Below are 23,950 nucleotides of genomic sequence, written 5' to 3' on the forward strand. Positions count from 1 at the left end.
TGATCGTTTGCAGTAGCCGCGCTGCAAGCGGCGCTGATCAAATCTGGGAGGAAATGATGTTGAAGTCGAAATCCGCTTGGTTGTCGGGTTTGTTCCTGGCTAGCGCGTTGATGGTGAGCGCCGGCAGTGCCGCCGCCGACCAGATACGCATCGGCATTGCCAATTTCGGCGAGCACCCCCAGCTCAACGCCGCCATAGCCGGCTTCAAGAAGGCGCTGACGGACAACGGCTTCGTCGAGGGCAAGGACGTCGTCTATACGGAAAGCCATACCAATTTCGATGCATCGCTGGTGCCGCAGATGATCGCCAAGCTGCAGGCGGAGCAGCCCAAGCTGATCTACACCATCACCACGCCGGTCTCGCAGATCGCCAAGAAGGCGCTCGCCGGTTCCGGCATTCCAATCGTCTTTGCCGCGGTCACCGATCCAGTGGCGGCCAAGCTGGTGCCGTCGTGGGATTCAGGTGACGAAGGCATGACCGGCGCCAGCGATCTGCAGGACGTCGCCGCGGTGATGGCCTTCACCAAGAAGCTGCTGCCAAACGCCAAGCGCTTCGGCGTGCCTTACAATCCGGGCGAGGCCAATGACGTTGCCTTGGTCGAAAAGATCAAGGCGGCGGCGCCCGCCGCTGGCTTCGAGGTGGTGGAGGTCGGCATCGACAACGTCAATGACATCCAGCAACGTATCGCTTCGCTCGCCGGCAAGGCCGACGTCATCTACGGCCCGGCCTCGAACCTGATCCAGCCGGCGATCGCCGCTGTCTCCGCCGCCGCCCGCCAGGCCGGTATCCCGGTCGTCAACTCCGATGACAGCGCGGTCCGCAACGGCACCGTGCCGGCGAGCTTCGCGGTCAATTACACGCAGGTCGGCATCAATGCCGGCGACATTGCCGCAGAGATACTCAAGGGCAAGGATCCCAAGACGATCGCGCCGTCGCGCCCGGCCTACAAGGATCACATGGCAACGATTTCCCGCAAGGCGATGGCCGCGTTCGGCATCGAGATACCGGCCTCGATGGCAGATTGCGGCTGCATCGTCGACTGACATCAGGCTGCATGAAGGTGACGGCGCGGGCGCCGTCACTTTTCATGTCAGGGAGGAACGATGCTCGAGATCCGATCCGCGCGCAAAGTATTCTACAAGGGCCAGGCCGACGAGAAGGTCGCGCTGGACGGTCTCAGCCTGTCGCTGGCCACGGGCGAGTTCGGCATCGTTATAGGCTCCAACGGGGCGGGCAAGAGCAGCATGCTCAACGCCATTTCCGGCGCTCTGATCCTCGATTCCGGTCAGATCCTGATCAATGGCGCCGATGTGACTGATATGCCGGTGCACAAGCGCGCCGCGAAACTGGCCCGCGTCTTCCAGGATCCGATGCGCGGCACCGCCGCCAGCATGACGGTCGCGGAAAACATGCTGCTGGCTGATTTGCGCAGCAGCAAGCGCACCTTGCGCCAGGGGCTGAACGCCACCCGGCTCGCGTCCTACAAGGAACGCCTGTCGATACTGGGCCTCGGCCTTGAAAACCGCATGGACACCCGCGTCGACCTGCTTTCGGGTGGGCAGCGGCAATCCCTGTCGCTGATCATGGCGGTCGGCGGATCGCCCGACTTGCTGCTGCTCGACGAGCATACCGCGGCGCTCGACCCGCGCACGGCCGAGATCGTCATGCAGGCAACGGTGCGCGCCGTCAGCGCGCTGAAGCTGACGACTTTGATGGTGACCCACAACATGCAGCATGCCGTCGACTACGGCAGCCGGGTGATCATGCTCGACGCCGGCCGCGTCCTCCTGGAGGTCATAGGCGAAGAGAAGGCGAGGGTCTCGGTTATCGATCTGATCGGCCATTTCTCAGTCAAGACCGACCGCATGTTGCTGGCGAGCTGATCATCATGGGCTTCATTCAGGACGTTCTCGCCAGCTTCGTCGCGATCATGCCGGTCACGCTGGCGCAAAGCCTGATCCTGGCCTTTGTCGTGCTCGGGATCATGATTCCGTTTCGCATGCTGAATTTTCCCGATCTCACCAGCGAGGGCGCCTTTCCGCTGGGCGGCTGCATCTGCGGCGTCCTCCTTGCCGCCGGCGCATCGCCGTTGGTCGGCATCGCCGCCGCCCTCGTTGCTGGCTTCGCGGCGGGCTGCTGCACCGCCTTCATCCATCTGCGCTTCCGCATCCACACGCTTCTGGCGGGCATCCTGATGATGACGATGCTCTACAGCATCAACCTTCGCATCATGGGCAAGTCCAATCTCTCGGTCTTCGGCTCGCCGACGGTGTTCGACTGGGTGCCGTTCGCGCGGCCGGGTTTTCCCGCCAGCAAGATCGTCGTCGCTGGCCTCCTGGCGCTGATCGCCTTCGCGTTGCTCTACATGTTCTTCAGGACCGAGAAGGGGACGGCCGTGCGTGCCGTGGGCGCCAATCCCGACATGGCCGAGGCGCAAGGCATCAATGTCTGGGCCGCGACCATAGGCGGTGTCGGGCTGGCGACCGCTTTTTCGGCTTCAAGCGGCGCGCTGATGGTGCAGTCGCAGGGATTTGCCGACGTCAATATGGGATTGGGGATCCTCATCAACGGCCTTGCCGCGCTGATGATCGGCGAGGCTGTCGTCGGCAAGCAGACGGTCTGGCGCCAGCTGCTGGCGCCCTTCGCCGGCGCGATCATCTACTACCAGCTGGTGTCGTTCTGCCTTGCCGCCGGCATGCCGCCGCCCGACCTGAAGCTTGCCACGGGTCTCTTCGTGCTCGCCATGCTTGCCTTGCCCAGCCTCAAGCGTAGCCGCGGGTCCGCGCCGGCGCGCGAGGCGATCCGTGAATAACCGGGGCATGAATAACCAGGGAATGTCACAAATGATGCGTGCACCGCTCGATTTCGCAGCCGTCGAGGCCATGGATGCGGCGGACCCGCTGCGCGCCATGCGCGACCGGTTCATTTTGCCGGAAGGCGTCATCTATCTCGACGGCAATTCGCTTGGGGCCGCGGCACCCGCCGTCTTCAACGAGCTACAGAACGCCGCCACCCAGGAATGGGCGCAGGATCTCATCCGCGCCTGGAATACCGCCGGCTGGTTCGACATGCCGGTGGCACTTGGCGACCAGTTGGGGCGGCTGATCGGCGCCGCGCCGGGCCAGACCGTGGTGTGCGATACGACCTCGATCAATATCTACAAGGTGCTGCATGCCGCACTCGGCATGCGGCCGGATCGCTCGGTCATCGTCGCCGAAGGCGACAGCTTTCCAACCGATCTCTATATGGCCGAAGGCGTGGCATCGACGCGACCCGGCACCGTCTTGCGGCTCGAGGGCGTCGACGCGCCGACCATTGAGGAACTGATCGACGAGCGTGTCGCCGTCATCCTGGTCAACCATGTCAATTACAAATCCGGCCAGCTGCGCGACATGGCGGCACTGACATGCAAGGCCCATCAGGTCGGCGCGCTGATCGTCTGGGATCTCTGCCATTCCGCCGGCGCCTTGCCGGTCGAACTCGACAGCGCCAATGCGGATTTCGCCATCGGCTGCACTTACAAATATCTCAATGGTGGTCCGGGCGCGCCAGCCTTTATCTACGCCGCCACGCGTCATCACGACAAAGTCCAGCAGCCGCTCAGCGGTTGGTGGGGCCACGCGCGGCCCTTCGCCTTCGAGCAGGGTTATGCGGCCGGCAGCGGCATCCGTCGCTTCCTGTGCGGCACGCAACCGGTCTTGTCGATGCGGGCGCTCAAGGGGGCGCTGGATATCTGGGACGATGTCGATATGGCGGCAGTGCGCAACAAGAGCATCGAGCTCACCGACCTGTTCATCCAACTCGTCGAGACCAGATGCAGCGCCTACGGCCTGGAGCTGGAAAGCCCGCGCGATGGCAAGCAGCGCGGCAGCCAGGTTTCGTTCCTCCACCCCAACGGTTACCAGGTGATGCGGGCGCTGATCGAGCGCGGCGTGATCGGCGATTTCCGTGCGCCATCGACGATCCGCTTCGGCTTCACGCCGCTCTATGTCGGTTACGCCGATGTATGGCAGGCGGTCGAGGTGTTGGAAGATATCCTGCGCACCGGCGCGTGGAAGGACGCGCGCTTCGCGGTCAAGACCGCGGTGACCTGAAGCGTCGGCGCAATTCCAGGAAAAGTGCCGCGCCGTTTTCCAGTCCGCACCAAGGAGCTCAGAGCCGGGTACGGACGTTCCAGAGTTCCGGGAACAGGACGACCTCGAGCATCTTCTTGAGATAGGAGGCACCGGACGTGCCGCCGGTGCCGCGCTTCAGGCCGATGATGCGCTCGACCGTGGTGACGTGGTTGAAGCGCCATCGGCGGAAGTAGTCCTCGAAGTCGACCAGTTTCTCGGCCAGTTCATAGAACATCCAGTAGCGCTGCGGATCGCGGTATATGGTCTGCCAGGCGACCAGGACCTCTTCGTTTTCGCTGCGCGTCTCTCGCCAGTCCGTGCGCCTGGCATCGGCGCCGATGTCGAACCCGTTGCGTGCCAGAAGCAGCAGCGCTTCATCGTAGAGCGACGGCTGGGTCAGGATCGCCTCCAGCCTGTCCGTAAGGTCCGGCCGGTGCTTGTGCGGCCCGAGCATGGCGAGGTTGCGATTGCCGGCCATGAATTCGATGGCGCGATACTGCCAGGACTGGAAACCCGAGGACTGGCCGAGCGCGTCGCGGAACTCGGTATATTCGCTGGGCGTCATCGTGCGCAGCACGTCCCAGGCGTTGTTCAGCTGCTCGAAAATGCGGGCGACGCGCGACAGCATCTTGAAGCTCGGCTCCAGCCGGTCGGCACGGATCGAGCGGATCGCGGCGCCAATCTCGTGCAAGGCGAGCTTCATCCAGAGTTCCGATGTCTGGTGCTGGATGATGAACAGCATCTCGTCATGCGCCGACGACAGCGGCGCCTGCGCGTCGAGTACTTTCTCCAGGTGCAGATAGTCGCTGTAGGACATGCGTTCTTTGAACGACATCTGTGCGCCTTCGGACGCCGGATCGTAGGGTTCGCTCAACTGATTTTCTCCGTGCGCAGGCGGAAGCGCTGGATTTTGCCGGTCTGGGTCTTGGGCAGCGCGGCGATGAATTTGACCGATCGCGGGTATTTGTAGGGCGCGATGGTTGCCTTGACGTGGTCCTGCAGGCGCTTGACGGTCATCGCGTCCGGCGCCACGCCTCGCACCAGCACGACATGCGCCTCGACGATCTGGCCGCGCTCGCCATCCTCGGCGCCGATGACAGCGCATTCGGCGACATCGGGATGCGAAAGCAGCGCCGCCTCGACCTCGGGTCCGGCGATGTTGTAGCCGGCGCTGACGATCATGTCGTCGGAACGCGCGGCAAAGTGAAAGAAGCCGTCCTCGTCCTGCGTGAAGGTGTCGCCGGTGAGATTCCAGCCGTCGCGCACATAGTCCTTCTGCCGGTCATCGGCCATGTAGCGGCAGCCGGTTGGCCCGCGCACCGCCAGCCGTCCGGTCTCGCCACGCGGCACTTCGCGCATGTCGTTGTCGACGATGCGCGCCTCGTAGCCGCCGACCGGCTTGCCGGTCGAAGCGGGCTTCCTGTCGTCAAAGCGGTTGGAGACGAAGATGTGCAGCATTTCCGTGGCGCCGATGCCATCGAGGATCGGCTTGCCGGTCTTTCGTGTCCACTCTTCGAAGACCGGAGCCGGCAAGGTCTCGCCGGCGGAAACGGCAACACGCAGCGATGACAGGTCGGCACCCTCATCCATGGCCTTCAGCATGGCGCGGTAAGCAGTCGGCGCGGTGAAGGAAATGGTCGCTTTGTAGGTCTCGATAATGTGGATCATGTTGGGTGGCGTCGCCTGTTCCAGCAGGGTCGCCGCCGCGCCGAAGCGCAGGGGAAAGATGGCCAACCCGCCAAGACCGAAGGTGAAGGCGAGCGGCGGCGAGCCGACGAAGATGTCGTCCGGCGTCACCTGCAGGACTTCGCGGGCGTAGGCATCGGCGATGATCAGCAGGTCGCGGTGGAAATGCATCGTCGCCTTCGGCACGCCCGTCGTGCCCGAGGTGAAGCCGAGCAGGGCGACATCGTCGCGGCCGGTGCTGACGGCGGTGAAGGTGACGGGCTTGTCGAGGGCGGCGCGGTCGAGCTCGGCATCATGGTTGGCGGTGCCGTCGAAGCCGATCACCTGCTTCAGGAACGCGCTGTCCTTGGCGCAGGCGGTCATCTCGTCCATCAGCCTGGTGTCGCAGAGCGCGATCGTGATCTCGGCCTTGTCGACGATCTTTGTGAGTTCGCCGGCACGCAGCATCGGCATGGTGTTGACGACGACGGCGCCGACCTTGGTGGCGGCCAGCCAACAGGCGACCATGGCTGGGTTATTGGCGGAGCGGATCAACACCCGGTTGCCCGGCTTGACGCCATAATTCTCGACCAGCGCGTGGGCGAGCCGGTTCGTCCAGTCGGACAGTTCCTTGTAGGTGCGGCGGCGGCCATTGCCGATCAGGGCGGTGTGGTCGCCGAGACCCTTCTCGACCAGCCGGTCGGTCAATTCGACACCGGCGTTGAGATGTTCGGGGTAGTCGAGGCCGTCGAGCAGGAAGTCGGGCCATTGTTCGGGCGGCGGCAGATGATCGCGCGTGAACGTGTCGGTATGCGCTGAAGGCCCAAGCATGTCGCCGCTGTCCCTGTCTGCTGCCCGGCCAGCGTGGGGGCACCTGGCCGGAGGCGGTGGATCTGAATTCCCATCTTTCGCGGAAGGCTTCGTGCAGCCGGCTACACCTTGTCGACCATGTCGCCGGAAAGGTGACGATTGGCAGATTCGGACAGCACAGCGGACCTCCCATTGTCGACTGTTCCGCAGGCAGGATCGCACCAGTCGAAATTTGTTTCAAGCCTAAAATGTTTTTGCCGGAGCATTGACGCATGACATGGCGGCGGCCATTGCTAGTGCAGAAACGATGCCGCTTCGGGGGAGGGTGCCGATGCCAGACCATCGCATTGCCGACTGGGACAATGCCTACGCCAACGGCGCCAATATCGCCGGCAGTGACCGTTGGCCGGCCGCATGGGCGGAACCCGCGCAGGCGTTCCGCGATGCGCTATCGGCACAGGGCCGGGCACGTATCGACATTGCCTATGGCGATCGTCCGCGCAACCGCTTCGACCTCTTTCTGCCCAAGGCCGCGCCGAGGGGCCTCGTGGTGTTCATCCATGGGGGCTATTGGATGGAGACCGACAAGAGCTTGTGGTCGCACCTCGCCGGCGGCGCGGTCGACAGCGGTTTTGCCGTGGCGATGCCGTCCTACACGCAGTGCCCGGACATACGCATCGCCGGCATCGTCACCGAAATCGGGACGGCTATCAGCAGGGCCGCGGCAATGGTCGACGGGCCATTGATTCTGACCGGACATTCGGCCGGTGGACATCTCGCCAGCCGCATGGTGACGGTGACCACGCCTTTGGCTGCCGGTGTCGCGCGGCGCATACGCCATGTCGTTTCGATTTCAGGCTTGCATGATTTGCGCCCGCTGATGCGCACGGACATGAACGCGACGCTGAAAATCGATGAGCATGAGGCGCAGATGGAAAGCCCGGCACTGCTGCGCCCCCTGGATGGTGTCCGTATCACCTGCTGGGCCGGCGGCGGGGAGCGTTCCGAGTTCTTGCGCCAGAATGCGTTGCTCGCCAACATCTGGACCGGACTTGGCGCAATTACCAACGCCGTGGTCGAACCGGATCGGCATCATTACGATGTTGTCGATGGCCTTGCCGATCCAGCGCACGCCTTGACGCGGACTTTGATCTCGGAATAGCCGAGATTATTTTTGTCCTGTTATCAGCTATTTATGAGATAATTCTTCAACGCAACATCAGAACGCTGCAAGGGTCTCCGGCAACAGATGCGGGAGCAAAAGGCGCGCGCACGACCAATCCGTTGGCATCGGCAAGCATCCTCAGCATTGAAGAATCCTGGATGCCGAACGGCGTCGCCACCAACCCGCTGCCGTCTTCCCGGACCACCGCCCGCACATAATCCTGGCGCAGATCGTTGGCCGCCATTGCGGCGCCCAGCCGCGCCTGGCGGATATCCTGACGATGATCGCGACCGCCGAGCCTTGCCAGAAGCGGCTTCAGGAACAATTGCGAGCAGACCAGGCTTGCCACCGGATTGCCGGGCAGGCCGATGCATCTGACATCGCCGAGGCGCCCGAACATCAGCGGCTTGCCAGGACGCATGGCGATCTTCCAGAAGCCGAGGGTCATGCCTTCGCTGGTCAGCACGTCATGGATAAGGTCATGGTCGCCCACCGAGGCACCGCCCAGCGTGACGATAACATCGGCGCCGGCGGCCACCGCTTTCCTGACCAGGGCGGCGATGGCGTCCTTGCGGTCGGCGGCGATTCCGAGATCGAGCGCGCGAGCACCGACCGACCGTGCTGCCGCGGCGACGCCATAAGCGTTGGACGAGATGATCTGGTCCGGCCCGAGTTCGCTGCCGGGCTGCAACAGCTCGTCACCGGTGGCGATGATGGCGACCAACGGCCGTTTCACCACGCTCACTCGGGGGTGGTTGGCCGATGCCGCCAGCGACAGTGCAGCCGGGTCGAGCAAGCGCCCCTTCTCCAGCAGCACGTCGCCCTTGGAAAAATCGAGGCCGACGCGGCGGATGTTGCGCCACTCGGCGGTGGGCTCGACCACTTCGATATTGCCACCGCCGAGATCCCTGACATTCTCCTGGATGACGATGGTATCGGCACCATGAGGCAGCGGTGCGCCGGTGAAGATGCGCACGGCTTGTCCTTGGCCGACCGCGCCGTCAAAGCCACGCCCGGCCGGCGCCATCCCGATCACCGAGAGTTTCGACGGCACCGACGCCACGTCGGCGACTCGCACCGCATAGCCGTCCATGGCAGAAGCGTTGAAGGGCGGCTGGGTGCGAAGCGCCACCACCGCTTCGGCCAGCACACGATCGACAGCCTCGATGAGGGGGACGCTTTCGCCGGCCAGCGGCACGGCGCCGTCGAGGAGGCGTTCGAGCGCCTCGGCGACCGGAACCAGCACCATCAGGCACCTGCCTTGTAGTCGCCGGACTTGCCGCCGGTCTTTTCGGCCAGCCGGATACCGGAGATGACCATGGCGCGGTCCACCGCCTTGGCCATGTCGTAGATGGTCAGGCAGGCCACGGACGCGGCGGTCAATGCTTCCATCTCGACGCCGGTCTTGCCGGTAACGCGCGCCAGCGCCGTGACTCTGAGGCCGGGCAGAGCATGGTCTGGCTCGATGTCGACGGAAACCTTGGTCAGCAGCAGAGGGTGGCAGAGCGGGATCAACTCATGCGTCTTCTTGGCCGCCATGATCCCGGCGATGCGCGCGGTGCCAAGCACGTCACCTTTCTTGGCGTTGCCGGCGAGAATGGTCTTCAATGTCTCGGGCTGCATGGAGACGAAGCCTTCGGCGATCGCGGTGCGCGTCGTCTCTTCCTTGTCGCCGACATCGACCATGTTGGCCTCGCCCTGCGCGCCAAGGTGCGTGAGGTTGGCCACGATCAGATCGCCTCGGCTACTGCCTTGCCCGTCAGGAGCAAGCGCGTCGCGGCGGCGACGTCCTGTTGCCGCATCAGACTTTCGCCGACGAGAAAGGTGCCGATGCCGCTCTTTTGCATCCTGAGACAATCGTCATGGGTGAAGATGCCGCTCTCGCTAACCAGCAGGCGATCGGCAGGTACCATGGCCGCCAGCCGCTCGGAGGTCTCAAGGCTGGTCTCGAACGTTCTCAGATTGCGGTTATTGATGCCGATCAGCCGCGACGACAATTTCAACGCGCGCTCCGTCTCGGCCTCGTCGTGGACCTCGATCAGCGCATCCATGCCGAGTTCGAACGCGGTCGTTTCCAGCTCATGCGCCAAGTCGTCGTCAACACTGGCCATGATGATCAGGATAGCGTCCGCGCCCCAGGCGCGAGCTTCATGGACCTGGTAGGAATCGAACAGGAAATCCTTGCGTAGCGCGGGCAGGGCGACGGCTGCCCTTGCCCTGGTGAGGAATTCCGGCGCCCCCTGAAAGGACGGCTCGTCCGTCAGTACGGAAAGGCAGGCGGCGCCGCCTTTCTCATAGGCCTTCGCCAATGCCGGCGGATCGAAGTCCGCACGGATCAGCCCTTTGGAGGGACTTGCCTTCTTGATTTCGGCGATCAGGGCGAAATCGCCGGATTTGCGTTTCGCGTCGAGCGCCGCGAGAAAGCCGCGCGGTGCGTCGGCGTCTTTTGCGTGCGCCTTGATCTCTGCCAGCGGTACGCGTGCCTTGGCGGCGGCTATCTCGTCGCGCTTGTAGGCTTCGATCTTGCGCAGAATGTCAGACACGGTTCACCCGTTCGAAATTTCGACCAGCCGGTCGAGCACCTGCAGCGCCCGGCCGCTGTCGATCGCCTGCGCGGCGATGGCGATGCCGTCACCCAGCGTCGTCGCCTTGCCCGCAATCACCAGTCCGGCGCCGGCGTTCATCAACACTGTGTCGCGGTAGGCGCCGGCGGCGCCGCCCAGCATATCGCGCAAGGCCTTGGCATTGTAGGCGGCGTCACCGCCGCGCAGCTCGTCCTTGGTATGGCGCTTCAGTCCAACCTCTTCAGGGGTCAGCGTAAAGCTGCGTATCTCGCCGCCAACCAGTTCGGCAACCTGCGTCTGCCCGGTGGTGGTGATCTCGTCATAGCCGTCGCCATGGGCGACCCAGGCGTGCTCGGTGCCGAGCGCCTTCAGCGTCTCGGCCACCGGCATGATCCATTCCGGCAGGAACACGCCGACCATCTGCCGCTTCACCCCCGCCGGATTGGACAGGGGACCGAGCAGGTTGAAGATGGTGCGGGTGCCGAGCTCGACGCGTGTGGGGCCGACATGTTTCATCGCCGGATGGTGTGCGGGGGCGAACATGAAGCCGACGCCTGCCTCACGAATGCAACGGCCGATGAACTCGGGCGAGAGGTCGATCTTGACGCCGAGCGCGATCAGGACATCGGCCGCACCGGTCAGCGAGGACAGGCCGCGATTGCCGTGCTTGGCGACCGGCACGCCACTGGCCGCAATGACGAAGGCTGATCCTGTCGAGATGTTGACCGAGTGCGAATTATCGCCGCCGGTGCCGACGATGTCGATGGCGCCGTCAGGGGCATCGACGCGCAGCATCTTGGCACGCATCGTGGCGACGGCGCCTGAAATCTCGCTGACCGTCTCGCCGCGCACGCGCAGCGCCATCAGGAAGCCGCCGATCTGCCCTGGGGTCGCATCGCCCGACATGATGATGTCGAAGGCCTCGCACGCCTCCTCGAAGGACAGGGCGGTGCCGGTCGCGACCTTGGCGATATGGGTTTTCAGCGCGCTCATCTTGTCGAGGCTTGGGCAACGGCGGCCTGGTCGATGCGGACATCGTATTGCGTCTGCAACTGCGCCACCAATTGGTCGAGCAGGTCGTCGGACATGCCGGAGGTGAATGATTTCTGCGCGTCGTCCGGCACCGAGCTGGCGTCGGCGCCGGCCGGTTCGAACACTTCGGCGACCTTGAACAGGATCTGGCCGTCGCCGGTGGGCGAGGGGATCAAGCCGGTGCCGCCTTCGCCGACGCCGAACATCACGGCGGCGCCCTCCTTGCCGAAATCGGCATCATCGGCTTCGCGCTTCAGGCCGCGCTTGGTCTGCTTTTCCAGCTTGAGTTCACTGGCGATGACATCGAGCGTGGCGCCGGCCTTGAGCCGCTTCTCGAGTTCGTCCGCCTTGGCGGCGAGCCGCTTGGTGGTCTCGGCAGCCGTCCAGTCGGCGACCACCCTCTGGCGCACCTCATCAAGAGTGCGGTCGCGAGCCGGTGTGATCGAACCAACCTCATAGAAGACGAAGCCGTTGTCCGCCGTGGTCAGCGCTTCGTTTTCGGTGTTGGGTTCGGCATCAAAGACGGCCTTGATCAGCGACGGCGATTCCGGCAGGTCCTTGACGATGGTGCCATCGGGCCTCAGGCCATTGCGATCGATGGCGTCGATGGTGATGTCCTTGAGCTTCAATTTGGCGGCCGCGTCGGCCAGCGAACTGCCCGACGCACGGGTGTCCTCATAATTGTCGTGCACATCCAAAAGGATGCGGCTTGCCTCACCCAGCGCCAGGTCCTTGCGGATCTGGTCGGACACTTCGGCAAGCGGCTTCACCACCTCGGGCTTGATCTCGGTCACGCGCAGCAGCACTGGACCGAAGGTGCCCTGAACGACCTGGCTGACTTCATTGGCATTGAGCGCGAAGGCGGCATCGGCAACCGCCTTGTCGGCGATCTTGTCCTTGGCGAGCGTGCCAAGCAGGATATCGGCCGGGGTCTTGCCTTCGGCGGTCACCAGCTTGTCGAAGGTGGCACCTGCCTTGAGCGAATCGAGCGCTGCCTTCGCGGCATCCGGCGTCTTGAACACAAGCTGCTCGATGGTGCGCATTTCGGGTGTGGTGTAGCGCGCCTTGTTCTTGTTGTAGTCGTCACTGACCTGCTGGTCGGTGACCGCGGTCGTATCCATGATGTCCACCGGTTCCAGGCGGACATAGGAGAATTTGCGGTACTCAGGTGCGGCGTAGGTTTTCTTGTTGGCCTCGAAATAAGCCTGGAGCACGCTGTCGCTCGGCGCCTCGATCGGCTCGACCAGCGTCTTTGGCAATGTCAGATAGTCGACGGTGCGGTCTTCGCCGCGGTAGAGCGCGACCGCCTTGAAGAACGTGTCGGGGGCTTTGAGGCCGTCCGAGACAGCCTCGACGATCTGCTGGCGCACCGCCACCTGGGCGCGGTTCTTCAGGTAATCCTCGGGCCGCATGCCGACCTCGTGCAGCATGTAGTCGAATGTCCGCCGGTCGAACTGACCGCCAGGGCCCTTGAACGCCGGATCTTCGCGGGTGAGTTCAGCCAGCCGGTCCTTGGAGAGGCCGAGGCCCAGCTTGCGTGCCTGTTCGTCGAGAACGGCACCGGAGACGAGTTGCGCCAGCACCTGATTGTCGATGCCGAGCGCCTTTGCCTGTTCATGAGTGAGGCGCTGACCGAACTGCTGCGACATGACGGCGAGCTGGCGGTCATAGGCAAGGCGGTATTCGTTGATCGATACCTTGGTTCCACCAGCGGTTATCACCGAATCGTGGCCCGCAAAGCCGCCCATGAGCTTTCCGGAGATGCCCCAGGCAGCGAAACTGACCACCAGCAGCGAAAGCAGCGTCTTCGCGACCCAGGTACCTGCCGCGCTTCTCAATATACCAAGCATGGTTACTTCCGATTTATGCGCATTTTCGCATGCGCCGAGTCTGAAACAAGCGCAATAGCGCCCTTCCGGTCCACTGTCGATTGCTTTGTGGCCTGATTTTGGTAGTGAGGGCCAGAGCCTGATATCGCCCGGAGAAGCACACCATGACGCCAGGAATTCGCCCGCTTGTCGCCGGCAACTGGAAAATGAACGGCACCAGCGCCTCGCTGAACGAACTCAGGATGATCGGCAACGGTTTCATGAGCGGGCTCGACGCCGAGACCGAAGCACTGGTCTGTGTTCCCGCGACGCTGCTTTCCCATGCGGCGGAGATCCTGTCGCGCACGCCTGTCCATGCCGGCGGTGAGGACTGCCACCCCAAGGAAAGCGGCGCCTATACCGGCTGCATCTCGGCGGAGATGCTGAAGGACGCGGGCGCGAGCCATGTCATTGTCGGTCACTCCGAATGCCGCGAACAACGCGGCGAGGACGATGCGACGGTCCAGGCCAAGGCCACCGCGGCCTGGCGTGCCGGACTGGTGGCCATCGTATGCATCGGCGAGACGCAGCAGCAGCGTGAAGCCGGCGCCACGCTGGAGGTGCTTTCGCGCCAGGTTGAAGGCTCGGTGCCGCCGAGCGCCACGCCGTCCAATACCATTATCGCCTACGAGCCGGTGTGGGCGATCGGCACCGGCCTGACGCCAACGGCGGCCGATGTGGCCGAGGCGCATGCGCATATCCGCGAAAAGCTGTCGGAAAAGCTGGGGACCGCCGCTGCCAGGATGCGCATTCTCTATGGCGGCTCGGTCAAGCCGTCCAACGCGGTCGAACTGCTGGGCGTCAGGAACGTCGATGGCGCGCTGGTCGGCGGCGCCAGCCTGAAAGCGGCTGATTTCCTGGGTATCGCCGAAGCCTATCGCAGCATTGCAGGCTGAGATCCACGACGATGGGCGGGTCCCATCTCGTCCAAATTCGTTGCAAAGGGCACGTTGCTTCCCATATTCCGGCCACGGGCTTGGAAATGCCGTGAAAGCATTGTATTGAGCCGCCTCCAATTCACCGGTCGTGTCCGCGGCCGGGCAAGGCCTTGCCAGGATAAACTATGCAAACCGTACTGATCGTCATCCATCTCATGGTCGTGCTCGCCCTTGTCGGCGTGGTGCTGCTGCAGCGTTCCGAAGGCGGCGGCCTCGGCATTGGTGGCGGGTCGGGCTTTATGACGGCGCGCGGCGCGGCCAACGCGTTGACCCGGGCGACGGCGATCCTGGCGGCAGCGTTCTTCGTGACGTCGCTGACCTTGTCGATCATTGCCCGCTACGGCGAGAAGCCGATCGACATTCTCGACCGGGTTCCCGTGACCTCGGACGGCGCCGGCAAGGGCGTGCTCAACCAACTGCCTGGCACCACCACCCCGGCTCCCGCCGGCACCACCACGCCGACGCCGCCATCCGGAAACGACGCCGCGGCAAAGCCTCCGGCAACGGCCCCGGCCACTGCCCCCGCCGCAGGCTCAACGCCGCCGGCCACCAATGGAACCACCAACACAGCGCCGGCGGCGCCCCAGGTTCCGAACCAGTAAACCTCGACGTTTCCAAACCGCGATCTGTGATCGTTTGAACACAGTCGCGGCAAATGCTGCGCGATCACGAAGATTCGACGGGCAGCAGTGCGGTCTCGCGCTTGAGGCATCCGCGCTTATTCGACTATAGATTGCACGCGGCATTTTCGGCGTCCTTGGGGGACGCCGGGCGACGCCGTGGGCAACAAGCATTGAACGATCGGATCTTCGCCATGCAGCTTCGCAGCTTCATTTTCCTGGGACTTTGCGCCGCAATCGGCATGAGTTCCCCGGCCTTCGCCGCCATGCCGGCAAACATGGCCGCACAACAGCCGGTGTCGCTTGAGAAAACCGACGCCATCCCCGTCGCGGCCAAAAGCGATGCGGCGCAGTTGAAGCTTCTCAAGAAGAAGAAAAACCCGACGCCGGACGATCTTGCCCAGATCAAGAAGATCGAGGCCAAGATCGTTGCCGACAAGGAGAACGCCAAGGCCAAGGCGCTCGAGGCCAGGAAGCTGGCGATGCGCGAAGCGGCGAAAGCCAGGGCCGATGCCGCACGGCAGGCCTTCCTGGCCCAGAAGGGCAAAAGCGCTCCTGCGGCTGAAGTGGCCGAGGCCAACACAGCCAAGAAGACCACCAAGATCATCGAGCCGATTGAACCCGTCACGCCGATCCAATCGGCTGAGCCTATCCCGGCCGAAGCGATGAATGTCGCTTTGACCGGCAACAATGGCGAACTGCGCAGCGAGGTCGTCGGCGGCCAGAAGCAGTCGAGTGGCGGCCTGTTCGCCGGCCTGTTCGGTGGAACTTCATCGGGCTCATCGATCAGCTATCTGCCCGAGACCCGCGCGCTCGATTCGGCACTTGCCCAGAGAAACGCCAAGAAGCCGTTCAAGGTGAAGCCGGAATTCGTGCCTCAGGACGTGGAATTTACGGGCTATGATGCCGGCACGATCGTCATCGACACCAGCGCTCGCCGGCTCTATCTCGTCGAATCGTCCACGACCGCGCGTCGCTATGCCATCGCGGTCGGCCGCGAAGGCCTGCAGTTCAAGGGCACGGTCGCGGTCGGCGACAAGCAGGAATGGCCGCGCTGGATCCCGACACTCGACATGCAGAAGCGCGAGCCAAAGCACTACGGCCAGTACAAGGATGGCATGGCCGGCGGCGGACAGAACCCGCTCGGTGCCCGCGCCATTTATCTCTATGACGGCAAGAAGGACACGCATCTGCGTATTCACGGCACCATCGCGCCGCAGTCTATCGGCACCAGCGCCTCCAATGGCTGCTTCCGTATGATGAACGAGCACGTCATGGATCTCTACAGCCGCGTCCGGGTCGGCACCAAGGTCGTCATCATCTGACGTTTCCATCATCATGCCGAAAGGGCCGGCTCAGCCGGCCCTTTTGTTTTGCTTGGAGCGGTTCAACGTTTGATAGAATCGCCCACCTGCTCTAAGTCTTTGTTTTTACGCCAATTCCGGACGGAAGGTCTCGATCAAAACCCGTTTTGGTCGTGATCCTGTCCAAAAAACCGGATTCCATTTTAGGGATCATGGTCCGAGCGCCTTCTTGGGAAAAAGCCTTCGCGGCGGTTTTTTCTCTGGCGGAATCAATCCGGCCGCGTTAAGCGATGACTCCCATGGCGCGATATGTATTCATCACAGGCGGCGTGGTTTCCTCACTTGGAAAAGGCATTGCCGCAGCGGCCCTTGGGGCTCTCCTGCAGGCGCGAGGCTATCGCGCTCGCATCAAAAAACTCGATCCCTACCTCAATGTCGACCCCGGCACGATGTCGCCGTACCAGCATGGCGAGGTGTTCGTCACCGATGACGGTGCCGAAACCGATCTCGATCTTGGTCATTACGAGCGCTTCACCGGCCGTTCCGCCAATCAGCAGGACAACATCACGACCGGGCGTATCTATAAGAACATCATCGAGCGCGAGCGGCGTGGCGACTATCTCGGCGCGACCGTGCAGGTCATCCCGCACGTTACCGACGAGATCAAGAACTTCGTCCTCGACGGCAATGACGACTATGATTTCGTGCTGTGCGAGATCGGCGGCACGGTCGGCGACATCGAGGCGATGCCGTTTCTCGAGGCAATCCGCCAGCTCGGCAACGATCTGCCGCGCAACAATGCCGTCTACGTGCATCTGACCTTGATGCCCTATATCCCGACAGCAGGTGAGCTGAAGACCAAGCCGACCCAGCATTCGGTCAAGGAATTGCGCGGCATTGGCATTGCGCCCGACATACTTCTGGTGCGCGCCGACCGCGCCATCCCCAAGGAAGAGCGCCGCAAGCTGTCGCTGTTCTGCAATGTCCGGGAGAGCGCCGTCATCCAGGCGCTCGACGTGCCGCACATCTACGACGTGCCTATGGCCTACCACAAGGAAGGTCTCGATTCGGAAGTGCTGGCCGCCTTCGGCATCGACCCGGCGCCCAAGCCGCGCATGGAACCGTGGCAGGCTGTCTCCAACCGCATCCACAATCCGGAGGGCGAGGTCACCATCGCCATCGTCGGCAAGTATACCGGCCTCAAGGATGCCTACAAATCGCTGATCGAGGCGCTCTCGCATGGCGGGTTGGCCAACCACGTCAAGGTCAAGCTCGACTGGATCGAATCGGAAATCTTCGAAAAGGAAGACCCGGCGCCTTGGCTTGAGAAGGTGCACGGTATCCTGGTGCCCGGCGGCTTCGGCGAACGCGGCTCGGAGGGCAAGATCCTGGCGGCGAAATTCGCGCGTGAGCGCAAGGTGCCATATTTCGGCATCTGCTTCGGCATGCAGATGGCCTGCATCGAGGCGGCGCGATCCCTGGCCGGCGTCGAACATGCCTCCTCGACCGAGTTCGGCCCGACCAAGGAACCGGTCGTTGGTTTGATGACCGAATGGCTGAAGGGCAACATGTTGGAAAAGCGCCGGGCGACCGGCGATCTCGGCGGCACCATGCGGCTCGGCGCCTATCAGGCCGAACTCGCCAAGGGCTCGAAGATCGCCGACATCTATGGCGACACCCAGATTTCCGAACGTCACCGGCACCGCTACGAGGTCAATATCGACTACAAGCAGCGCCTTGAGGATTGCGGGCTGGTCTTTGCCGGCATGTCGCCTGACGGCGTGTTGCCTGAGACGGTCGAGTATCCCGACCATCCCTGGTTCATCGGCGTGCAGTATCACCCCGAGCTGAAGAGCCGGCCGCTCGATCCGCATCCGCTGTTCGCCAGCTTCATCGAGGCGGCGGTGGAGCAGAGCCGGCTGGTCTGACTGATTCCATGCGGACCTATGTCGCGCTCCTCTACAGCATCATCCTGGGAGAGGGGCGGCGGGTCGTCATGTCCGACCTCAAGGCGATGGCGGAAGGCATCGGCCTAAAGAATGTCCGCACCTTGGTGGCGACCGGCAACCTGGTGTTCGAGAGTGAAAAGATTTCGGTCGCCACGCTTGAGACACGCCTTGAGGTCGCCTTCGAAAAGGCCTTTGGCCGCCACGTCGACATCATTGTCCGCAGCGCCGAGGATTGGCTGAGACTCGCAACCAGCAATCCATTCCCGGCTGACTCGGTTGAAGCCGGCGACCAGGTCGCGGTGCGTGTAATGCGCAAACCCGTGGCCGAAGATGCCATATCGGGTCTTCAGACCCGTGCCGCCGGGGACGAAAAGGTGCTTCTGGTCGGTGGCGACATATGGCTTGTGTTTTCGCGCGAGAGGCCAAGCTCGCGCCTGCTTGCGGCCGCCAATCACAGGCGCCTCGGCATTGGCACCTCGCGCAACTGGAATACTGTGCGCAAGCTGGCCGAGATGGTTAGGCAGTAGGCAGTAGTTCCCTAGGCCCTACCGCCCACTGCCTAAGCCCTACTTCAAGCCTTCGCTGTCTTGGCGCCTGCGCCCACGGCCGCGGTGCGCAGCACGTAGTAGATGACGCCGGCGATCGCCACGCCGAAGAACCAGCCATAGACGCCCCACCAGGACGGCAGCCAGTTGGTGAAGTTCGGCAGGATCGAGGAGAAGACGGCGCCGATCCCGGCGGCGATGAAGGCATTGACGTGCCAGCCGCCCTGGAAGCGGAATTCGCCGTCCTCGCGGTAGAGTGCCTCGACGTCGACCTCGCCCTTCCGGATCAGGTAGTAATCGACCATCATGACGCCGAAGATCGGTCCCATCGTCGCGCCGATGATGTTGACGAAGGAGGCGGCGCTGCCTTCCCACGGCGCGAAGGGATAGAGTACGAGCGCAATCAGCGCGGCGATGTAGCCACCCTTCTTGAAGTCGATCTGACGCGGGAAGACGTTGGAGAAGTCGAACGCGGGTGAGACGAAGTTGGCCACCACGTTGATACCCAAGGTCGCCACCGCGAAGGTCAAGGCCGCAAGGGCAGCCAGGAACCAGCTGTCGAACTTGGCCGAGATCTGGTCGGGATGCAGCAGCACTTCATGATAGACGTCGTAGGCGGCGATGGTGGTGACGCCGGCGACCAGCGAGAACAGGATGAGGTTGACCGGCAGGCCCCAGATATTGCCCTTGCGCAGCGCTGCCTGATCGGGGGCATAGCGGGCGAAATCGCAGAAATTGAGATAGAGCGCCGAAAAATACGTCACCCAGATCGCGGCCACCGCGAACAGCGACGTCCACGAGCCCGGCGTTCCAGGCACGCCGGCATCCCTGGTCTTCTCCAGAAGCACGTCCATCGGGATGTCGCTGGTGAAGGCGAAGGTTCCGGATTTGACGCACAGATAAATGGCCAGGAGCAGCATCATCACCCAGACGGCGGGTCCTGCCCAATCCTGGAAGCGGCGCACCGTTTCCATGCCTTTCTGGATGATCAGCAGTTGCAGGGCCCATATGATCACGAAGCAGATCACCTCCAGGCCGGAATGGCCGAGGAAATGGGTGTTGGCGTTGAAATCGGCGAACCATTGCGAGCGGATGAGCAATGCGACGATGGCGCCGGAGGCGGCGGCGGTCTGCGCGCCGTACCAGAAGCAGGCGACAATGGCGCGCACCAGTGCCGGAATGTTGGCGCCCCAGATGCCGAAGGAGGCTCGAGCCAGCACGGGGTAGGGCACACCGGTCTTCACACCGGCATAGCCAACCATGTTCATCAATGCGTAGATGATCAGCGAGCCGATGCCGATGGCGATGATGAAATTGACGAAGCCGCCGCAGAACAGAAAAAGGCTGGCGGCGAGGTAGTAGCCCCACAGGCTATGGACGTCCGAGGTCCAGACATTGAAGATCGAGAATGGTCCCCAGTTTCGAACCTTGGCGGGAGCGAGATCTTCATTATAAAGGTCAGGCGATGCGCCTTGTATCGTCATTGCAATATCCCCTTCTTGCAGCACGCGCCCTCACGCGTTGACCGCAGAGGTTACGCCTGACGCAGGGGAACCGACAAGCAACCGATTTGCCGGCTTTGGCCTTAAAGATATTCAATGCGAACCGCGATTATCGACAGACGGTAATGGTGAGCCGCTTTGGAAAAGCGCCCGTCTGTCGATTCGAATTTTCGATCCACCGCGTCAGGCTGGATGAATCCGCCCTGCCAACTTCTGCCGGCAAGAGCGGCAGCCTAGGCGATGGCCATCACCCGCTTGTGGTCCTCGACTTCGGAAAGCAGCCAGTCCTGAAACATGCCGGTACCCGGCTTGTTGCCGATACTGCGGCGCTGATGCAGGTAGATGCCGGCCGGATAGGTATGGCGGGCGCCGAATGGGGCGACCAGCTTGCCTTGCTGAAGCAAATCCTGCGCCATCATCGTGTCGGCAAGCGCTATTCCAGCGCCATTGATGGCCTCGCGCATGATCAGCGTGCAGTCATCCAGCGTCGTGCTGGATTTCGGCGTGGTGTCCAAAACGCCTTCCTGCTCCAGCCAGCGCTTCCATCGCATGGTCTCGCATTCGTGGATCAGGTGGTGATTGACCAGATCGGCGGGCGACAGTAGCGGCATCGGCCCTTCAAGCAACGAGGGTGCACAGACCGGCGTCAGAACCAGCGGGATCAGCAGCGTCAGCGCCGGGCCGGCCTTGTAGACGAACTCGTCGACAATGGCCAAATCGAAATTGGCACGCTTGCCCGATGTCGAGATCTCCAGATCCACGGTCGGATGCTGCCGGCGAAAATTCGGCAACCGGTCTGCCAGCCAAAGGTTCAGGACAGCGGGCACGCACAGGACCCGGACACGCTGGGTCCTGCCGCGGCTCGGGCCGTCAACGAGACTGACATCGTCGGTGGCGCGCCAGATGGCCTCGAACGCCTCGGAGAGGCTGCGCGCATAGTATGAACCCCGGATGGTCGGCGTTATCTGGCGAAAGCCGCGCTCGAACAGGTCCTGACCGAGATTGCGTTCGAGTGCACGGATGTGGCGGCTGATCGCCGAGGGCGTCAAATGCAGCTCCTCCGCCGCATCCTTGATGCTGCCAAGACGTGCTGCGGCCTCGAAAGCGCGCATGCCGTTGAGTGAGGGTAGGGCCATTGGCCGATCATGAATTGTCAGTTGAGTTTTTGTCAATCGACATGGACAAAATTGGCGTTTGATCGCTTGGCCCGTTCAGGGATACCCAAGAGGCAAGAGCAACTAAGTCGTCTTACGAAAACGGCTATTCGGGAACTTCGGCACCATTCCACCAACGGCGGCGACCGGTTTGACCGGCTTCCACCGGTGGCGGGCGAAGCATTGCACGAGCTGCAAGCGACGCCTCGGCCCAAGCCCCGCAATGAGGAGAACGCCCGCTTATGCCTCAATCGCCAGTGCCGGTCTTTGAAACGGCGGACGAGATTTCCGCGGAAACCTCCGTCGTCGTGATCTTGCAGACTGCCCAGACGGGTTTTGGCCCTCGGGCGGCGGCACTGGACACGGAAATGAGCGGGATACTCTCCCGAGCCTGTTCCGATGCAGCCGTACTGGCTGAATCCGGCACTTGCATCGATGTCATCGCCCCTAAAGCGGTATCGGCCCGGCGCGTGATTGTCCTTGCCCTGGGCAAGGCCGAGGCCGTCACCGCGCTCTCCTTGACGCGTGCCGGCGGCCTCTTGGCCGCGCATCTGGAAGGCAAAGGGGAATGCGCGGCTACCCTGGTCCTGGATCCCATTGCAGGCATAGGTCTGACGGGAGCGGAAATCCTGGCAAGGGTCGCGCTTGGCATGCGGCTGCGGCGCTATCGTTTCGACATGCGCAACCGGCGCGCGGGAGCGGGGGCCGATCGGACCCTGCGGGTACAACTGGTCGGGGCCGGCGGTCCGGCGCTGAATTCGGCGCTGGCGCGGATCAATGCGATCGCGGATGGCGTCGAATATGCGCGCACTCTGGTCAACCTGCCGCCGAACCATCTCCATCCCGACAATTTCCACGATCATCTGGAGCCGTTGCGCGAAGCTGGCATCGACGTCGAGATACTCGATACGGCAAGGCTCGGGGAACTCGGCATGAACGCGATCCTGGCTGTGGGATCAGGCTCGGTGCGCCCCCCGCGCGTCGCGGTCCTGCGCTATCGCGGCAAGGGTGCCCCCGCTCAGCCGCTGGCCTTCGTCGGCAAGGGTGTCTGTTTTGACTCCGGCGGCCTCTGCATCAAGCGCGGCGAGCAGATGTTCGATATGAAGGCCGACATGGGCGGCGCGGCCGCCGTGGTCGGCCTGCTGATCGCGCTCGCCCGGCAAGGCAGTCCGGTGCACGTGGTCGGCGTGCTCGGCATCGCCGAGAATATGCCGTCGGGCACCGCGCTGAAGCCGCGCGACATCATCACGACAGCGTCTGGTCAGACCGTGGAAGTGTTCGACACGGATGCGGAAGGACGCCTGATCCTGGCCGACTGCCTCTACTATGCCGCCTCGCGCTTCAACCCGTCGGTGATCGTCGACCTCGCCACTTTGACCTATTCGGTGATGCGCGGTCTCGGATCGGTATTCGCCGGCCTCTTCAGCACCGACGACGCCATCGCCTCGCGGATGATCGCGGCCGGAGAAGCGGTCGGCGAGCGGTTTTGGCAGCTGCCACTCGACCGGGCTTACGACGAGGGGCTGCAATCGCCGTTTGCGGACCTGCGGCATCACGCCAAGGACATGGAAGACGGTGACGCTCCCTACGCCGCGGCGTTCCTGCGTCACTTCACCGAGGATCGGCCCTGGGTGCATCTCGACATTGCCGGCAAGGAACTGGCCGATGCGGATCGGCCCCTTGGCAGGCAAGGCGCCACGGCATTCGGCGTGCAGATGCTGGAAGAATGGGTTCAGGCCAGCCGGGTCACGAACTAGGGACAAAGCAACATGTCTTCAATCACGCATGGAGCGGGGATGTCATCGGAAATCGCCACCAGGGAAGGGCGGGCCGGCTTTGGCGACTGCGAAACCTGGTATCGGGTCAGCGGCGAACTCGACGCCGACAAGGCTCCGGTCGTCATTCTGCATGGCGGGCCAGGTGCCGCCCACAACTACGTCGATGCGTACAAGCTTCTTGCTCGAACGGGCCGTGCCGTCATCCACTACGACCAATTGGGCTGCGGCAATTCCACCTTGCTGCCTGACAGAGGCGCCGATTTCTGGACGCCCAGGCTGTTCATCGATGAACTTGAAAACCTCGTCGACCATCTCGGCATCCGCGGCGGCTTCCACGTGCTCGGACAGAGCTGGGGCGGCATGTTGGGCGCTGAATATGGGGTGACGCGGCCAAAGGGTCTGAAGTCGCTGACCATCGCCAACTCACCGGCTTCCATGAAGCTGTGGGTGGAAGAGGCCAACCGGTTGCGCGCCGCCCTGCCGAGCGATGTGCAGGAGACACTGGCAAGGCACGAACAGGCCGGCACGACGGACGATCCGGCCTATCAAGAGGCGACGATGGTGTTCTACGAGCGGCATGTCTGCCGGGTCGTTCCGTTCCCGCCCGAGGTGACGGAAACCTTCGCCCAGGTCGCACGCAATCCGACCGTCTATCATCTCATGAATGGTCCGAACGAATTCCACGTCATCGGAACGCTGAAGAGCTGGAACATCATCGACCGATTGCCCGCTATCGATGTTCCCACGCTGATCATCTCCGGCCGTTACGACGAAGCCACGCCCGCAACCGTCAAGCCCTTCAAGGACGGCATCAAAGGATCGCGCTGGCAGGTATTCGAGCATTCCAGCCATATGCCGCATGTCGAAGAGCAGGATCTATGCATGCGGGTGGTGGGAGACTTCCTGGACGACAACGACAACTGAGAAAAGGGGAACTACGA

21 protein-coding genes are annotated in these 23,950 nt (G+C 63.1%); 12 read left to right on the top strand and 9 right to left on the bottom strand.

Annotated features, from left to right (window positions below; translation table 11 throughout):
- The first annotated feature begins 56 nt into the window (after nt 1-56).
- The 4 genes from EN850_RS20315 to kynU are packed head-to-tail and all read left to right on the top strand — an operon-like array spanning nt 57 to nt 4,094.
- Nucleotides 57-1,043 carry an ABC transporter substrate-binding protein gene (locus tag EN850_RS20315; protein WP_135918470.1) on the top strand — a complete coding sequence of 329 codons (987 nt, stop codon included), beginning with the start codon at nt 57-59 and terminating at the stop codon, nt 1,041-1,043.
- Between the two features lie 60 nt (nt 1,044-1,103).
- A complete protein-coding gene (locus EN850_RS20320) occupies nt 1,104-1,883 on the top strand; it encodes an ABC transporter ATP-binding protein (RefSeq protein ID WP_136092100.1) in 780 nt (259 codons plus the stop codon).
- A gap of 5 nt (nt 1,884-1,888) precedes the next feature.
- The gene (locus EN850_RS20325) at nt 1,889-2,812 is read left to right on the top strand and encodes an ABC transporter permease (protein WP_136092101.1); all 924 of its coding nucleotides are present in this window, start codon (nt 1,889-1,891) and stop codon (nt 2,810-2,812) included.
- A gap of 34 nt (nt 2,813-2,846) precedes the next feature.
- Entirely contained in the window at nt 2,847-4,094 is a 1,248-nt protein-coding gene (kynU, locus tag EN850_RS20330; RefSeq protein ID WP_136092187.1) for a kynureninase, read from the top strand.
- Between the two features lie 58 nt (nt 4,095-4,152).
- On the opposite strand, the gene kynA is transcribed toward kynU, so the two are convergent.
- Both kynA and EN850_RS20340 read right to left on the bottom strand, forming a co-directional pair.
- On the bottom strand, nt 4,153-4,989 hold the full coding sequence (kynA, locus tag EN850_RS20335) for a tryptophan 2,3-dioxygenase (RefSeq protein ID WP_136092102.1): 837 nt from the start codon (nt 4,987-4,989) through the stop codon (nt 4,153-4,155).
- A complete protein-coding gene (locus EN850_RS20340; RefSeq protein ID WP_136092103.1) occupies nt 4,986-6,611 on the bottom strand; it encodes an AMP-binding protein in 1,626 nt (541 codons plus the stop codon). Before EN850_RS20340 ends, kynA begins: the two co-directional genes overlap by 4 nt.
- A gap of 310 nt (nt 6,612-6,921) precedes the next feature.
- Here EN850_RS20340 and EN850_RS20345 point away from each other — a divergent pair, with 310 nt between their 5' ends.
- Complete coding sequence (locus tag EN850_RS20345; RefSeq protein ID WP_135928674.1) at nt 6,922-7,752, top strand: alpha/beta hydrolase; 831 nt, start codon at nt 6,922-6,924, stop codon at nt 7,750-7,752.
- Nucleotides 7,753-7,798: 46 nt separating this feature from the next.
- Here the strand turns inward: EN850_RS20345 and glp are convergent, their stop codons facing one another.
- Genes glp through EN850_RS20370 form a run of 5 tightly spaced genes read right to left on the bottom strand, consistent with a single transcriptional unit; the run spans nt 7,799 to nt 13,201 of the window.
- Nucleotides 7,799-9,004, bottom strand: a complete 1,206-nt coding sequence (gene glp / locus EN850_RS20350; RefSeq protein ID WP_135928675.1) for a gephyrin-like molybdotransferase Glp — start codon at nt 9,002-9,004, stop codon at nt 7,799-7,801.
- Entirely contained in the window at nt 9,004-9,486 is a 483-nt protein-coding gene (gene moaC, locus EN850_RS20355; RefSeq protein ID WP_127281213.1) for a cyclic pyranopterin monophosphate synthase MoaC, read from the bottom strand. The genes glp and moaC overlap by 1 nt, the downstream gene beginning before the upstream one ends.
- The gene (gene trpC, locus EN850_RS20360; protein WP_127872479.1) at nt 9,486-10,298 is read right to left on the bottom strand and encodes an indole-3-glycerol phosphate synthase TrpC; all 813 of its coding nucleotides are present in this window, start codon (nt 10,296-10,298) and stop codon (nt 9,486-9,488) included. Before trpC ends, moaC begins: the two co-directional genes overlap by 1 nt.
- A gap of 3 nt (nt 10,299-10,301) precedes the next feature.
- On the bottom strand, nt 10,302-11,312 hold the full coding sequence (gene trpD / locus EN850_RS20365; RefSeq protein WP_127872478.1) for an anthranilate phosphoribosyltransferase: 1,011 nt from the start codon (nt 11,310-11,312) through the stop codon (nt 10,302-10,304).
- The gene (locus tag EN850_RS20370) at nt 11,309-13,201 is read right to left on the bottom strand and encodes a peptidyl-prolyl cis-trans isomerase (protein ID WP_135864631.1); all 1,893 of its coding nucleotides are present in this window, start codon (nt 13,199-13,201) and stop codon (nt 11,309-11,311) included. The genes trpD and EN850_RS20370 overlap by 4 nt, the downstream gene beginning before the upstream one ends.
- Before the next feature lie 143 nt (nt 13,202-13,344).
- Here EN850_RS20370 and tpiA point away from each other — a divergent pair, with 143 nt between their 5' ends.
- The 5 genes from tpiA (at nt 13,345) to EN850_RS20395 (ending at nt 18,557) form a co-directional block, all read left to right on the top strand.
- Nucleotides 13,345-14,115, top strand: a complete 771-nt coding sequence (gene tpiA, locus EN850_RS20375) for a triose-phosphate isomerase (RefSeq protein ID WP_127281035.1) — start codon at nt 13,345-13,347, stop codon at nt 14,113-14,115.
- Between the two features lie 167 nt (nt 14,116-14,282).
- The gene (gene secG, locus EN850_RS20380) at nt 14,283-14,759 is read left to right on the top strand and encodes a preprotein translocase subunit SecG (RefSeq protein WP_127280483.1); all 477 of its coding nucleotides are present in this window, start codon (nt 14,283-14,285) and stop codon (nt 14,757-14,759) included.
- Nucleotides 14,760-14,971: 212 nt separating this feature from the next.
- A complete protein-coding gene (locus EN850_RS20385) occupies nt 14,972-16,102 on the top strand; it encodes a L,D-transpeptidase (RefSeq protein ID WP_127280484.1) in 1,131 nt (376 codons plus the stop codon).
- A gap of 269 nt (nt 16,103-16,371) precedes the next feature.
- On the top strand, nt 16,372-18,009 hold the full coding sequence (locus tag EN850_RS20390) for a CTP synthase (protein WP_127280485.1): 1,638 nt from the start codon (nt 16,372-16,374) through the stop codon (nt 18,007-18,009).
- An 8-nt stretch (nt 18,010-18,017) separates the two neighbouring features.
- On the top strand, nt 18,018-18,557 hold the full coding sequence (locus EN850_RS20395; protein ID WP_135915917.1) for a DUF1697 domain-containing protein: 540 nt from the start codon (nt 18,018-18,020) through the stop codon (nt 18,555-18,557).
- A 44-nt stretch (nt 18,558-18,601) separates the two neighbouring features.
- On the opposite strand, the gene EN850_RS20400 is transcribed toward EN850_RS20395, so the two are convergent.
- Nucleotides 18,602-20,059, bottom strand: coding sequence for an NCS1 family nucleobase:cation symporter-1 (locus tag EN850_RS20400; RefSeq protein WP_127278964.1), 1,458 nt, complete (start codon nt 20,057-20,059; stop codon nt 18,602-18,604).
- Between the two features lie 251 nt (nt 20,060-20,310).
- Complete coding sequence (locus tag EN850_RS20405; RefSeq protein WP_136092104.1) at nt 20,311-21,213, bottom strand: LysR substrate-binding domain-containing protein; 903 nt, start codon at nt 21,211-21,213, stop codon at nt 20,311-20,313.
- A gap of 260 nt (nt 21,214-21,473) precedes the next feature.
- Between EN850_RS20405 and EN850_RS20410 the strand changes: the two genes are divergently transcribed.
- Together EN850_RS20410 and EN850_RS20415 are read left to right on the top strand one after the other, a co-directional pair.
- A complete protein-coding gene (locus EN850_RS20410; RefSeq protein WP_127278962.1) occupies nt 21,474-22,988 on the top strand; it encodes a leucyl aminopeptidase in 1,515 nt (504 codons plus the stop codon).
- 39 nt (nt 22,989-23,027) lie between these two features.
- On the top strand, nt 23,028-23,933 hold the full coding sequence (locus EN850_RS20415; RefSeq protein ID WP_136092105.1) for a proline iminopeptidase-family hydrolase: 906 nt from the start codon (nt 23,028-23,030) through the stop codon (nt 23,931-23,933).
- Nucleotides 23,934-23,950: the final 17 nt, after the last annotated feature.

This window comes from Mesorhizobium sp. M8A.F.Ca.ET.207.01.1.1, from assembly GCF_004794715.1.
In the GTDB taxonomy this organism is placed as follows: domain Bacteria; phylum Pseudomonadota; class Alphaproteobacteria; order Rhizobiales; family Rhizobiaceae; genus Mesorhizobium.